The following is a 13,623-nucleotide window of genomic DNA, read 5'->3' as shown; positions in this document are numbered from 1 at the left end:
ACGCTGACATCGTGGGACGTCGTGTCGCGCTGGCTGCCGGAGTGGGTGCACTCCTCGGTCTGGCCTGGTGGGGAATGTTCGAGCTCTTCGCTTCGGGCTCTGTCTGCTCGAAGGACGAGTGGGGCTGTCTCGGGGCCTTCGTGACCTCGATACCGATCTTCGCCGTGGCGGGGTCGGTGGCAGGCGGACTCGCTCTGCGATCGCTGAAGGTGTCGCGGGCATGGCTGGTGGCCGTGCCCGCGACCCTCATGGCGGTGGTCGCGATGGTGTTGCTGCTGGGTGTGACCTTCCTGGCTTTCGCGGTGTTCGCCGCGCTCTACGCGTTGATCGCCGTGCTGACGGGCGCACGCCGTGAAGGTTCTGTGGAGAGTTCGGCCTGATCGGCCTTCCGCGTGCCTTGATCAGGTAGCTCTGGACGCATGCTGTTGCGCACGGTCCTGGGGGCCGTCACCGGGGCGATCGCCGGCTTCGGGTTCCTGTTCACGCTGACCCTGACCGCCCGGTACTGCAACGGCGGGCCGCGGCGCGCTCTGTGCGGTGAGGCCCTGTTGCTGCAGTACCCGCTCCAGTACCTGTTCTGGGTGGCGGTGGCCGGGGTGCTCCTCGTGGCCGGGTTCCGCTTTCTGCGGCAGCGACGTGGCTGGTGGGTGGCGGGGATCGCCGCCGTGTCGTGGCTCGTGCTGGTCCTGGCGGTCGGGTACGTGGTCTACGAGTACCTCGACCTGTACCAGGCGGAACGTGGCCCCGTACTCGTGACGGCGGCGCTGAGTGCGGCGGGCGTCTCCTACACGCTCGCGGCGTTGTGCGTCGGCCGTCCCTTGGCCGGCGTGAGCGGGCGGAGGCGGTCGGAAACGTGATGTTCGCCGTGGCAGGAGCAGGCGGCTGCACCTTGGCCGACGTGGTGGCCGCTGGTTACGGTGGACGGCGTGACGGAGCAGAGCACCACGGGCAAGACGGGTAGGACGGGACGCCGGCTGTTGTTCCGGGTCGTGCTGTCGATGGCCGTCGGGGCCGGGCTGGTGCTCGGGTGGACGTGGGCGTACGAGTCGGGCTTCCTGAAGTCGTGGCTCGAGACCACGTCGATGTCGACGTTCCTGCTGCTCGTGCTGGTCGGGTTGCCGCTCGCGCTGGTGTCGTCGCTGGTGCTCGCCGGGCCGGTGCTGTGGGTCTTCGGGGTGCGGCCGGTGTGGCCGATCATCCTGCTCGGGCCGGTCGTGCTGGGTGTCGGGCTCTACTTCAAGGTGCACGAACCCGCGATGGCGTGGTTCACCAACCGGCATCACGCCGAGGCGTTGCTCGCGGCCGTCTCCTACGGGCTGGTCGGCCTGTTCACCTTCAAGAGGGCGTAGGCACCTCGTCGAGCAGGTGCAGGTTCCAGCCCTCGCGTTCGCACCAGTCCTCGGCGTCCTCGCGCGAGACCAGCACGGCGTGTCTGGGGCGTGCCCCGGCCAGCTTGTCCCACCCGTCCGGCGCTAGGACGTAGTTCGCCCCGTCGCGTGAGGCGATCAGCCGTCCGTGTGGAAACGCCATCGTCTGCTCGGTGCGCAGAAACCGCGTCATGGTGGTCATCGTGCCCTTGACCTCGACCTAAGTCGAGCCTGAAGGCTCCGTTGGGCAGAAAACCGGATGCTGAATGCCGGTCGGACTTCGTACTTTGGAGACGACCTGGAGGGGGCCCGTCGCGTGAGCGATCAACGTAACTCGACAATTCAGACCTTGCGGAGGTTGTGGCCGTACGTGCGGCCGCACCGCGCACGGATGACTGTCGTGCTGTCGGCGACGATGCTCGCGATGCTGTGCGGTCTCGGCATCCCGCTGCTCACGCAGCGCATCGTCGACGGCCCGATTCAGAACAAGCAGACCGGTCCGCTGCCGTGGCTGATCCTGGGCGTGCTGGTGCTCGGCATCGGCGAGGCGGCGCTGTTCTACATCCGCCGCAAGGTCGTCGCCCGGCCCGCCGCCCAGGTGGAGGCGACCATGCGGTTCGACCTCTACAAACATCTCCAGCGGCTGCCGGTGTCGTTCCACGACAGGTGGCAGTCGGGTCAGTTGCTGTCCCGTGCGACGAACGACCTCACGACCGTGCGGCGGTTCGTGGCGTTCGCGATCGTGTTCCTGATCGTGAACAGCGTGGTCGTGGTGATCGGGCTGGGCATCATCGCGGCGCTCTCGCCGTGGCTGATGGTCGTGTCGCTGTGCGGTGCGCTGCCGTTGATCGTCATCTCGTACTTCTTCGAGGCGAAGTTCAAGGTCGTCGCACGTCAGGCGCAGGACCAGGCGGGCGACCTGACCACGACGGTCGAGGAGTCGGTGCTCGGCATCCGGGTGCTCAAGGCGTTCGGGCGCGGGCCGGAGCTGTCCAAGCGGTTCGTGGCGCAGGCTCGTGAGCTGCGGACGACCGAGCTGAACAAGATCTCGATCCTGGCCGCGCTGTGGTCGGTGCTGATCGTGCTGCCGGAGCTGTCGATCGCGGGCATGCTCGCCGTCGGCACGGTGGGCATCGTGCAGGGCTGGATGACGGTCGGCACGCTGGTCGCGGCGGTCGCGGTGAGCGCTTACCTGCGCTGGCCGATCGACTCCATCGGCTGGTTGCTGGCGGAGACGAACCAGGCCGCCTCGGCCCTGGAACGCTACTGGGAGGTCGTCGACTCCCCCGTCGCGATCACCGGCCCCGCCTCGCCCGCGCCGCTGCCCGCACCGCTGCGCGGGCACGTTCGTTTCGAGGGCGTGCGGTTCGCGTTCGAAGACGGCCGCGAGGTCCTGTCGGGCATCGACCTCGACCTGCACCCCGGTGAGACGCTCGCGCTGGTCGGCGCGACGGGGTCGGGCAAGACGACGCTGACCGCGCTCGTGCCCCGGCTCGCGGACGTGACCGGCGGCCGGATCACGATCGACGGCACCGACGTGCGGGACCTCTCGCTGGAGGACCTGCGGACCGTGGTCGGCATGGCGTTCGAGGAGCCCGTGCTGTTCTCCGCGTCGGTGACCGAGAACGTGGGCCTGGGCCTGCCGGACGTCACCGAGGCGCAGGTGCGCGAGGCGTTGCGGGTGGCCAAGGCGGAGGAGTTCGTGGACGCGCTGCCGTGGGGTCTCGCGACCCGGATCGGCGAGCAGGGCCTGTCGCTGTCCGGTGGTCAGCGGCAACGACTGGCACTGGCCCGCGCGGTCGTCGGCAAGCCGGCGGTGCTGGTGCTGGACGACCCGCTGTCGGCGTTGGACGTCCACACCGAGGCCGAGGTGGAGGGTGCGCTGCGGCGCGTGCTGCGCGACACGACGGCGCTGGTGGTGGCACACCGGTCGTCGACCGTGCAGCTGGCCGACCGGGTGGCGTTGCTGGTCGACGGCAAGATCGAGGCGATCGGTTCGCACCGGGAGCTGTTGGACACCAACGAGGAGTACAAGCGTCTGCTGTCCTCAATGGACGACGACCTGGTCGAAGAGGAGGTGGCGTCGTGAGTGAAGTGACTGTCACGCAAGAAGAAGAGTGGCGCGGCGTCGCCGCCGAGGAGATCGAGGAGCTCTCGCACTCGACGGGTCTGCGCCTGCAGGCCCGCTCGCGCAAGCTGCTGGGCTCGTTGCTGCGCCCGCACGTCGCCCGCACGTCGCTGGCGATCGCGGCGGTGGTCGGCGGCAACCTGGCGGCGCTCGCGGGCCCGTTGCTGATCGCCGCCGCGATCGACCGCGGCATCCCGGCCGCGGTCGGCGGCGGTCCGGCGATCCTGGTCTGGTGCGTCGTCGGCTACGCGGTCTGCGCGCTGCTGACGACGTTCCTGCGCTGGGCGTTCCTGCGGGTCTCCGGCCGCGTCGGCCAGGACCTGCTGCTGGACCTGCGGGGCCGGATCTTCCGGCACTCGCAGAGCCTGTCGGTCGGTTTCCACGAGTCGTACACGTCCGGCAAGGTGATCTCCCGCCTGACCAGCGACGTGGACTCGTTGCAGGACCTGCTGGAGGAGGGCCTCGACAGCCTGTTCAACGCGGCGCTGTCGGTGGTCGGCATCGCGGTGATCCTGCTGTGGCTCGACGCTCCGCTGGCGTCGGTCGTGATCGCGGGCTTCCTGCCGTTGTTCTTCCTGTGGCGCTGGTTCCGCCGCCGTTCGATGGAGGCGTACCGGGGCACGCGCGGCGCGATCGCCAAGATCATCGTGCAGTTCGTGGAGTCCATGAACGGCATCCGCGCGGTGCAGGCGTTCCGGCGCCAGCCCCGCAACGAGCAGATCATGTCGGGCTTCAACGGCCAGTTCCGCGACGCGAACACCGACGCGCTGGGCGTGATGGCCACGTTCGTCTCGACGATCCGCGCGATCGGCAACGTGTCGCTGGCGGTCGTGCTGGCGTGGGGTGCCTTCCGGGTCGCCGACGGTGCCGTCGAACTGGGCGTGCTGGCGGCGTTCATGCTGTACCTGCGCCGCTTCTACGACCCGTTCGACGAGCTGGCGATGTTCGCGAACTCCTACTCCTCCGCGACCGCCGCCCTGGAGAAGATCTCGGGCGTCCTGGAGGAACGGCCGTCCGTGCCGGAACCGTCGTCGCCGGTGGCTCTGGCGCACGCACGGGGCGCCGTCCGGTTCGCCGACGTGGAGTTCCAGTACCCCGGCACACCCCGGCTGGTGCTGCCGCGGTTCTCGCTGGACGTGCCGGCGGGCCAGACCGTGGCCCTGGTGGGCGCGACCGGCGCCGGCAAGACCACGGTGGCGAAGCTCGTGGCCCGCTTCTACGACCCGTCCACGGGGTCCGTGCGGCTCGACGGCACGGACCTGCGTTCGGTGGCGGACACGGACCTGCGCCGGGCCGTGGTGATGGTGACGCAGGAGAACTTCCTGTTCTCCGGTTCGGTGGCCGACAACATCGCCCTGGGTCGTCCGTCGGCGTCCCGGGCGGAGATCGAGGCCGCCGCGGCCGAGGTGGGTGCGCACGAGTTCATCGCCGCCCTCCCGGACGGCTACGACACGGATGTGCGCAAACGGGGTGGCCGCCTGTCCGCCGGACAGCGCCAAATGGTCGCCTTCGCCCGCGCGTTTCTGGCAGACCCCGCGGTGCTGGTCCTGGATGAGGCAACATCGTCCTTGGACGTACCCACCGAACGCGCCGTGCAGGCAGCCCTGGAGACAGTGCTCGCCGACCGGACGGCGTTCATCATCGCCCACCGCCTGTCGACGGTCCTGATCGCGGACCGCGTCCTGGTGCTCGATGGTGGCATTGTGGTGGAAGACGGCTCCCCCGAGGAGCTGATCGGTGAGCGGGGCCGGTTCGCGGCCCTGCACACGGCCTGGCGCGACTCGCTCGCGTAGGCCGGAAGGTCGCGTTCGCGCCAATGGGGATCTGGCGCGAACGCGACCTCACGACGTCGTTTGTTCTCCACGCCCCTCCCGTCCGATAGGTTTCTGGCCGAAGGTCAAGACCGAGGAGGGCGCAGTGGAGTTGCGAGTCCGGGACGGCCGCGCCGTGCTCGCCGGGGAAGACGCCACCGGTGAGCGCGAGGTCGACCCGCACAGCCTGCCCCTGGGTTCCGACCTGGCCGAGGCGCTGCACGAGTGGGCGAAGGTGGCCGACGCCGTCGGACGCGCCGAGACGCCCTCGGACGGTGTGGCCAGCGCTCTCATCGCCCGCCGGGGCAAGCAGCTCGCGGGCAGGCTCGCCACGGTCATGAACTCCCCCGTCAGCTACACCGACCCGGTCAGCGGCGACCTGCTCACCGTCGACGCGCCCGAGGCCGCCCCCGCGGAGGTCCCGGTGCGCACGCTGGTCGAGGACGAGCCCGAACCGACGCCGTGGGGCACCGGGCTCACGGTCAGCGTCATCACGGCCGCGATCGTGACGGTGACAGTCGTGTCGCTGTCGCTGGGCCTGGGTGAGACCAGCCGGTGGCTCGCGCTCGTGGCGAACGTGCTGGTGGTCGGCGGCCTGGCCCCCAGCGTGTGGCTCGGGCGCAGGGTGCCGGTGTGGCGCTGGGTCGCGTACGGCGTCGTGACCGGGGTCCTGGTCGCCTGGCTCGCGCTGATCCTGACCCTGCTCTAGAGAAGCGCGTGGAACGCCACCGCGCCCGCGGTGGCCACGTTCAGCGAGTCCACGCCCGACGACATCGGGATGCGCACCGCGACGTCCGCGGCGTCGATCGCCTCGTCGGTGAGGCCCGGCCCCTCCGAACCCAGCAGCACCGCCACGCGCCGGCCGCGCAAACCCGCGTCTGCAAGTTGCACGGCCGACGGGCGCGGCGTCAGAGCGGCGACGGTGTAACCCTTTTGTCGCAACAAGTTCAGCGCCGCGGGCCACTCATCCGTGGTAGCGAACGGCACGCGCAGCACGTGCCCCATCGACACGCGCACGCTGCGGCGGTAGAGCGGGTCGCTGCATCCCGGACCGAGAACCACGCCGTCCACACCCAGTGCGGCGGCGTTGCGGAAGATCGAACCCAGGTTCTCGTGGTCGCCCACGCCTTCCAGCACGGCCAGGCGCTGGGACCTCGCGGCGAGCTCCTCGAACGACACCTCGGGAGCGCGATCGGCGGCCGCGAGTACACCCCGGTTCAAGTGGAAACCGACGGCCGACGCCATAACCTCTGCTGACGTCACGTAGGCGGGAACGTCCAGGTCAGAAAGGTCCAGCGCCTCGATCCTGCGCCTCACCCCGAGCAGCCCGCGCACCGGGTACGGCGATGCCAGCAGACGTTCCACCACCACGACGCCCTCGGCGATGACGAGACCCCGTCCTCCCGGCCGGTCGGGCCTGCGATCGGCCGTCGACAGGTCGCGGAAGTCGTCCAGCCGGGCATCAGCCGGGTCGTAGATCTCGATCACGTCAGCCACTCCGGAAGTTTCGCATCCGGCGTGAGGTGGAACAGGCGAGGTAGTCCGGAGGGCGGAACCGCACACGCCCGACCAGCGGATGATCGCTGGTTGTTACCTCGACGTGACAGAGAGCACCGATTTGGGCGATGTAAAGGGGGATTCCGCTGTGTCACTTTTGGCGTTCCGCCTGGCCCGCGCCCACCGGCGCCGAGCGAAGGGGTAGCGGCATGGGAAGCGACGTGTCCAGCCGCACGTTCACCAGAGACGATCGCCAGCGTTATCGCGAGAAGATGCAGCGGAGTCTCGACGCACTGGCCACGATGCTGGCCGAAGACACATTTTCCTTTCCCCGCAGGCAGATGGGGCTCGAGATCGAGCTGAACCTCGTCGACGACGCGATGCGTCCGGCGATGGCGAACTCGGAGGTCCTCGAGAAGATCGACGATCCCTCCTACACCCTGGAGCTGGGACAGCAGAACCTCGAGATCAACGTCCCCCCGCGCGAGCTCGCCGGGGGTGAGATGCTCGGCCTGGAAGAGGAGCTGCGGCAGTCACTCGACAACGCCGACGCCAAGGCGCAGGACGTGGGCGCCAACCTGGCCATGATCGGCGTGCTGCCGACGTTGCGGGAGAGGCACTTCGACCGCAAGTGGCTCTCCGAGGCACCGCGGTACGCGCTGCTCAACGACACCATCTTCAAAGCCCGTGGCGAGGAGATGGTGCTGCGCATGGAGGGCCCGGCGATGCCGGGCAAGGGGCCGGAGAAGCTCCTGAGCTACGCGGAGTCGATCCTGCCGGAGGCCGCGTGCACCTCGGTGCAGTTGCACCTGCAGGTCGAGCCGACGCACTTCGCCGCGCACTGGAACGCCGCGCAGTGCCTGGCGGGTGTGCAGGTCGCCATCGCCGCGAACTCGGCTTTCCTGCTGGGCAAGGCGTTGTGGCACGAGACCCGCATCCCGTTGTTCGAACAGGCGACCGACACCCGCCCGGACGAGCTGAAGAACCAGGGTGTGCGCCCGCGCGTGTGGTTCGGCGAGCGGTGGATCACGTCGATCTTCGACCTGTTCGAGGAGAACGTGCGCTACTTCCCCAGTCTGCTGCCCGAAACCGACGACGAGGACCCGTTGGAGGTCCTGGAAGCCGGTGGCGCGCCTCGCCTTTCCGAGCTGCGCCTGCACAACGGCACGATCTGGCGCTGGAACCGCCCGGTGTACGACGTCGTCGACGGCGTGCCGCACCTGCGCGTCGAGAACCGGGTCCTGCCCGCGGGCCCCACGGTGCTCGACACGATGGCCAACGCCGCCTTCTTCTACGGCGCCCAGCGCGCGCTCACCTCGCAGGAGCGTCCACTGTGGACGCAGATGTCGTTCCAGGCGGCGGAGGAGAACCTCTACACCGGCGCCAGGCACGGCATGCACGCTCAGCTGTATTGGCCGGGCATCGGCTGGATCCCGCCGGACGAGCTGGTACTGCGCCGGCTGCTGCCGATGGCGCACGAGGGCCTGCGTGACTGCGGTGTCTCCGACGAGGCCCGCGAGCGCTACCTCGGCGTGATCGAACAGCGGTGCCTCGCACGGCGCACGGGTTCGTCGTGGCAGCGGGAAACCGTTGCGCTGCTGGAGGAACGGGGCATGTCGAGGGACGCGGCGTTGTCCGGGATGCTCAAGCGGTACATGGAGCTGATGCACGCGGGTGAGCCCGTGCACACCTGGCACGTCGGTTAGTCACCAGGTCGTCAGCTTCTGTTGGAACGCACGCAGGATGTCGTTGGGCAGGCCCGTCGCCGTGACCGGCCTGCCCTGCACCGCGACGCGGGACTCGCCGCCCACGAAGACGACGACCGCCAGCTGAGGGGTGTACTCGATCATCCAGGCGTGCCGGACCACGTCGCCGTCCTTCACCTCGACGGGCAGGCACGCCGCCTCCGGGTGGTTGACGCACGACGGACCGGCCCGCAGTTCCTCGGTGACCCGTGCCGCGAACTCCTTGCTGCGCGCGGGATCCAGGCCCAGCGCGGGCCTGGCCTCGGCCACCGCCCGGTACAGCGTCTTGCCGCTCGCCTCGGTGACGTGGGTGATGAAGTGCGTGTCGTGGTGCACTCCTCCAGCCCCGAAGGTCGCATACGCGGTCGCGACGTCGAGTGGCCTCAGCAGAGCCTCACCGGTGGCGAGCAGGTCCGTCCTCGTGCCCTCGACCTCCGCGGTCTCCGGCACCCCGGCCGCTCGCATGAGCGCCACCGATCCGAACGGCCGCGCCGCCTCACCGGCGGCCCTCACCACACCACCGGCGTAGTCCGCGGCGGGATCGTGGCCCGGCGCGTAGGCCCGCACGCCGCCACTGGCCGGGTCGACCGCCGTGATCGACGCCGGACGTGCGGCCGCCAACTGACGGATCACCTCCGTCGCACCGGCCTGCGCCTTGGAGTCGATCGTCGTGACCACCAGAGCACCGCCCGCGGCGCGAAGCTGGTCGAGCGACGTCCCGGTCGTCCCGAGTTCCCGCAGCACCTGCCGGACCAGCGGTGTCTCCGGCTGACCGGAACGCCACAGAATCGAGCCGTCCGAGTGCTGCAGCACGACGTCACCGGCGGCGATGGCCTCCGGTGACGTCCCAGGTCGTTGCCACACAACGGCTCCGACGATCACGGCGAGCAGAACCAGCGCGCCCAGAACGGGCAGGAAACGCTTCATCGAATCCCCCAGCGAGAAACTCCCCCAGGGAACCGAATGTAGCGGTGCCGTCCAGCCTCAGGCCTTCTCCGCGAACCCCTGCCAGATCGCCTTGGGCAGACCGATGTCCTCGACCGTCTGGCGCACCGCGTCCGTCACCGGCTGCTTCGGGTTCGCGGTCGTGACGAGCACCGTGATCGCCATCCGGTCCGTGTACCCGGTCGTCCAGGCGTGGACGTCCTGCCCGGCCGCATCCGGGGGTGTGGCGTAGCGGGCGGTGCGGCACACCGCACCAGGACAGGCCGTGCTGTCCTTCAGCACGGTGGTGATCCGGGAGGAGATCTCCTTGCTCACCGCGATGTCGGGGTCGAACGCGGCCGAGGCGCTCTCGGTCACCTGGTACAGCGCGCTGCCGTCGTCGGCGGAGACCTTGGTGACGAAGTGCGTCCTGCGGTGCACGCCGCCCGAGGCGAACGTCGCGTACACCGTCGTCAGGTCCAGTGGCCGCATGGCCGCCTCGTCCGTGCCGAGCGCGATCTCCGTTCTCGGCAGGCCGCCGCCCTCTCCGACGAGCAGGGGCGTGTCCTTGCCGTCGATGACGACGGATTCCGGCACTCCCGCCTGGTGTGCCGCCTTCTGGACGCCCTTCACCCCGACCTCGTTGGCGACCAGGTCGTACATGACGACAGCGCTCGACCGGGCGAGAGCGTCGCGCACGGTGCTGGTTTTCCCGAACGTCACGTCGTCCCGGATCGCGACTCCGGCGATCTTGCGCGGCGTGCCGTCGAACACCGAGTCCAACTGGTGTCCCTCCTTCATGCCGGCCACGACGTTGATCGGGTAGAAGGTGGTTCCCGGCTGCTTGAGCACACCGCCCGCGTAGTCGGTCGCGTCCGGCCCCTGAGCGCCCGGCACGTACGCGAGCACACCTCCGGTGGCCGGATCGACGGCCGTAAGCCCGAACCGCAGCGACGGTGGCTGGGCCCGCGCGGTCTCGTCGAGCACGGAAGCACCGGCGCCCTGCGCCTTCGGATCGATCGTCGTCACGACGGTCGCACCGACGCGCCGGAGCCCGTCGAGGTCGAACGACCCCTGCCGGCGCAACTCGGTGAGAACCTGGGTGACGAGCGGAGTCTGCGGGGCACCGTCCTCGGTGCTCCACAACCGCGTCCCGTCCGCGTACTGCACCACAACGTCTTTCAACGCCACCGGAGGCGGGACCTCCGGCCGTTGCCACACCACCACCGCGACAACGGCACCGACCAGCACGAGCGCGCCTGAAACAGACAGCAGACGTTTCAACATGACTCCCCCCAGAGTGTGTCTCCGGGGGTCAATCTAGCGGCGGCGGCCCGACTTCAGCGGGGCGACGTCCGCGCCGTCGTGGGAGATCCGGCACTCGTCCGGCGTGACGGCCTCGACCGCCAGCGTCAGCTCGCCCTTCACTCCCGTGTAGATCGACTCGCCACGCGACGCCAACGAGGCGTGCACGCGGTTCGAGTCGGTGAAGTCACGTTCGTCTGCCACCCGCTTCTTGCCGGTCTGCTCCTCGGGCCTCGTCGCGCTGCGGAGGTTGACCTCCAGCCACGCGGCGACCTCCGCCGGCGACGTCAGCACTTCCTCAGGGGTGCGTTCGAGCCGAACCTGCCGAGGAGAGGCGTGGTCGAGTGACGTGTGCTCCACATAGGCGTGCCAGTGGGTGTTGCGCATCGACCAGGTCTGTTCGACCGGCCAGTCCTCCTCGGTGGTCATGACTCCTATCTTCCACCCTTCACACGAGGAAACGTGAGAAGGTCGCGGACGTTGATCTCGTGATCCACCCGCACGGCGGATGCGAGCCGCCGGTCGTGCGTGACCAGCAACAACGTCCCCTCGTAGCTGTCGAGCGCCTGCTCCAGCTGTTCGATGGCCGGAAGATCGAGGTGGTTGGTCGGTTCGTCCAACACCAAACAAGTCGTGCCGCGAGCTTGCAACAAAGCCAATCCCGCACGGGTGCGTTCGCCCGGTGAGAGGTCCCGCGCCGGCCTCAGCACGGCGTCGGCGCCGAGCCGGAACTTCGCGAGCAACGTGCGCACCTCGACGTCCTGCAGACCGGTCGCGTCCGCCACGATCCGCAACGCGCTGGTGTCGCTCGCGAACTCGGCCCGGAGTTGGTCGACCTCGCCGACGACGACCCCCGGACCGATCGACCGATCTCCCGCGCCGAGCGGGATGCGGCCGAGCAGCGCGCCGAGCAACGTCGACTTGCCGGAGCCGTTCGGCCCGGTGATCCGCCACCGCTCCCCCGCGCCGATCGTGAGGTCGATCGGCCCGAGCGTGACGTCACCGCGGCTGACCACGGCCCCGCGCAACGTGAACGCGACCGAACTGCCGCGCCCGGCCGACGGCAGGGTGAGCCGGAGTTGCCACGCCTCACGAGGTTCCTCGACCTCCTCCAGCCTCGCGAGCTGACGGTCCACAACGGACGCTTTGGCGGTCAGGCTCTCGGCGCCGCGCTTGTGGCCGGCCCGGACGTTGCGGTCCGGTTCGTCGTTGAGCATCTTGGCGCTCGTCGCCCGGCGCACGCCCTTGCGCGACCACTCCCGCACCTGCCGGCTGCGTTGCGTCAGCGAGTCGCGCTTGGTCTCGTACGCCTCGTACTCCTCGTGCGCGCGCCGGTCCGCGTTCGACTTCTCCTCGACGTAGGCGTCCCAGCCGCCACCGAACACGGTGATCCTGTGGGTGAACTCGTCGAGTTCGGCGATCGCGGTCGTCGTGCGTGCCAGGAACTCCCGGTCGTGGCTGACCAGCACGATCGCGCCCTGGTAGCCCCTGACGTGGGACTCCAGCAGGTCGAGGCCGGCGGCGTCGAGGTCGTTGGTCGGCTCGTCCAGCAGCAGCACGTCGGCTCGGGTCAGCAGCACCGCCGCGAGCCGCAGTCGTGCCTGCTGGCCGCCGGACAACTCGTCGGGTTCCCTGCCGTCGAGCAGGTTCACCGGCAGGCCGAGGCGTTCGCAGACGACGTCGGCGCGTTCGTCGAAGTCGCCGGCACCGATGGCGGTCCAGTGGTCGAAAGCGTCGGAGTACCGCTCACCGCCGCCGTCCGCGAGGGCTTCGGCCTCCCGTTGCAGCCACTGCTCGGCCCGCGCGACGCCGGTGCGGCGGGCGAGGTGGTCGCGCAGCGACTCTCCAGTTATGTGGAGGGTCTCCTGCGTCAGGTGCGCGACGGTCCCGGTGCTCGAGACAGAACCGGTTTCCGGTCGCAGTTCTCCGGAGAGCAGACGGAGAAGGGTGGACTTGCCGACGCCGTTGGGAGCGAGCAGACCTACGCGGTCACCAGGCGAAACATCGAAATCAACCTCCGAGATCACGGTCCTCGGACCGAACGACAGCGAAATATTCCTGGCTGTCAGCACGGACACGCTTTCGAAGGTACGGCCACGTGCAACTGGTTTACTCGACCTTGTTGCTAGTAAGTTGCAAGTACCAAGAGATTGCAGGAGATGTCATGGGCCAGTACGTGCTGCCGGATCTCGACTACGACTACGGCGACCTCGAGCCGGCGATCATCGGCGAGATCAACGAGCTGCACCACGGCAAGCACCACGCCGCCTACGTCAAGGGCGCGAACGACACGATCGAGCAGATCGAGGAGGCCCGCGACAAGGAGTCGTTCGGCTCCATCGTCGGCCTCGAGACCACGCTGGCGTTCCACCTGGCGGGCCACGCGCTGCACCAGGTGTGGTGGAAGAACCTCTCGCCCAACGGCGGCGACAAGCCGGTCGGCGAGCTCGCGGCCGCGATCGACGAGCACTTCGGCTCGTTCGACAAGTTCCGCGGTCAGCTCAACGCCGCCGCGTCCTCGATCCAGGGTTCGGGCTGGGGCATCCTCGCGTGGGAGCCGATCGGCCAGAAGCTGATCACGCTGCAGCTCAAGGACCACCACTCCAACCTGTCGATCGCGGTCACGCCGCTGCTCGCCTTCGACATCTGGGAGCACGCGTACTACCTGCAGTACCGCAACCTGAAGGCCGACTACATCTCGGCGCTGTGGAACGTCGTCAACTGGGAGGACGTCTCCGCACGCTTCGAGGCGGCGCGCGCGGGCCACAACGGTCTGCTGCTGCCCTGACGCTTCGGCAGTGGATGCTCCGACAAGCCCCCGCTGCTGAATACGACGAGGCCCCCCT

At 69.2% G+C, this 13,623-nt stretch carries 14 protein-coding genes; 8 read left to right on the top strand and 6 right to left on the bottom strand.

The window, feature by feature from the left end:
• Positions 1–11 precede the first annotated feature (11 nt).
• From PV646_RS13905 to PV646_RS13895, 3 genes are all read left to right on the top strand, one after another.
• Positions 12–380 carry a hypothetical protein gene (locus tag PV646_RS13905; protein ID WP_500341821.1) on the top strand — a complete coding sequence of 123 codons (369 nt, stop codon included), beginning with the start codon at positions 12–14 and terminating at the stop codon, positions 378–380.
• Between the two features lie 39 nt (positions 381–419).
• A complete protein-coding gene (locus PV646_RS13900; protein ID WP_500341820.1) occupies positions 420–857 on the top strand; it encodes a hypothetical protein in 438 nt (145 codons plus the stop codon).
• Between the two features lie 69 nt (positions 858–926).
• Positions 927–1,349, top strand: coding sequence for a hypothetical protein (locus PV646_RS13895; protein ID WP_500341819.1), 423 nt, complete (start codon positions 927–929; stop codon positions 1,347–1,349).
• Here the strand turns inward: PV646_RS13895 and PV646_RS13890 are convergent.
• The gene (locus PV646_RS13890) at positions 1,336–1,560 is read right to left on the bottom strand and encodes a hypothetical protein (protein WP_500341818.1); all 225 of its coding nucleotides are present in this window, start codon (positions 1,558–1,560) and stop codon (positions 1,336–1,338) included. The two genes, PV646_RS13895 and PV646_RS13890, sit on opposite strands and share 14 nt — an antisense overlap.
• Before the next feature lie 156 nt (positions 1,561–1,716).
• Here PV646_RS13890 and PV646_RS13885 point away from each other — a divergent pair, with 156 nt between their 5' ends.
• The 3 genes from PV646_RS13885 (at position 1,717) to PV646_RS13875 (ending at position 6,015) form a co-directional block, all read left to right on the top strand.
• Positions 1,717–3,456, top strand: a complete 1,740-nt coding sequence (locus tag PV646_RS13885; RefSeq protein ID WP_500341817.1) for an ABC transporter ATP-binding protein — start codon at positions 1,717–1,719, stop codon at positions 3,454–3,456.
• A gap of 53 nt (positions 3,457–3,509) precedes the next feature.
• Positions 3,510–5,288: an ABC transporter ATP-binding protein gene (locus tag PV646_RS13880; protein ID WP_500342392.1), complete on the top strand. Its 1,779-nt coding sequence runs from the start codon at positions 3,510–3,512 to the stop codon at positions 5,286–5,288.
• Positions 5,289–5,412: 124 nt separating this feature from the next.
• The gene (locus PV646_RS13875; protein WP_500341816.1) at positions 5,413–6,015 is read left to right on the top strand and encodes a DUF2537 domain-containing protein; all 603 of its coding nucleotides are present in this window, start codon (positions 5,413–5,415) and stop codon (positions 6,013–6,015) included.
• Here the strand turns inward: PV646_RS13875 and PV646_RS13870 are convergent.
• Entirely contained in the window at positions 6,012–6,803 is a 792-nt protein-coding gene (locus PV646_RS13870) for a TrmH family RNA methyltransferase (protein ID WP_500341815.1), read from the bottom strand. The genes PV646_RS13875 and PV646_RS13870 overlap by 4 nt on opposite strands.
• A gap of 209 nt (positions 6,804–7,012) precedes the next feature.
• Between PV646_RS13870 and PV646_RS13865 the strand changes: the two genes are divergently transcribed.
• The gene (locus PV646_RS13865) at positions 7,013–8,509 is read left to right on the top strand and encodes a glutamate-cysteine ligase family protein (protein ID WP_500341814.1); all 1,497 of its coding nucleotides are present in this window, start codon (positions 7,013–7,015) and stop codon (positions 8,507–8,509) included.
• On the opposite strand, the gene PV646_RS13860 is transcribed toward PV646_RS13865, so the two are convergent.
• Genes PV646_RS13860 through PV646_RS13845 form a run of 4 tightly spaced genes read right to left on the bottom strand, consistent with a single transcriptional unit; the run spans position 8,510 to position 12,855 of the window.
• The gene (locus PV646_RS13860; protein ID WP_500341813.1) at positions 8,510–9,475 is read right to left on the bottom strand and encodes a hypothetical protein; all 966 of its coding nucleotides are present in this window, start codon (positions 9,473–9,475) and stop codon (positions 8,510–8,512) included.
• A gap of 57 nt (positions 9,476–9,532) precedes the next feature.
• The gene (locus PV646_RS13855; RefSeq protein ID WP_500341812.1) at positions 9,533–10,759 is read right to left on the bottom strand and encodes a penicillin-binding transpeptidase domain-containing protein; all 1,227 of its coding nucleotides are present in this window, start codon (positions 10,757–10,759) and stop codon (positions 9,533–9,535) included.
• Positions 10,760–10,792: 33 nt separating this feature from the next.
• On the bottom strand, positions 10,793–11,206 hold the full coding sequence (locus PV646_RS13850; protein ID WP_500341811.1) for a hypothetical protein: 414 nt from the start codon (positions 11,204–11,206) through the stop codon (positions 10,793–10,795).
• Between the two features lie 5 nt (positions 11,207–11,211).
• A complete protein-coding gene (locus PV646_RS13845; RefSeq protein WP_500341810.1) occupies positions 11,212–12,855 on the bottom strand; it encodes an ABC-F family ATP-binding cassette domain-containing protein in 1,644 nt (547 codons plus the stop codon).
• A gap of 86 nt (positions 12,856–12,941) precedes the next feature.
• Here PV646_RS13845 and PV646_RS13840 point away from each other — a divergent pair, with 86 nt between their 5' ends.
• Complete coding sequence (locus tag PV646_RS13840) at positions 12,942–13,565, top strand: superoxide dismutase (protein ID WP_500341809.1); 624 nt, start codon at positions 12,942–12,944, stop codon at positions 13,563–13,565.
• The last annotated feature ends 58 nt before the right edge of the window (positions 13,566–13,623 follow it).

The sequence above is a fragment of the Streptomyces sp. ID05-26A genome, assembly GCF_033794685.1.
GTDB lineage: Bacteria > Actinomycetota > Actinomycetes > Mycobacteriales > Pseudonocardiaceae > Lentzea.
The sequence above is the reverse complement of the archived record's forward strand: the minus strand, read 5'-3'. Positions and strand labels throughout refer to the sequence as shown.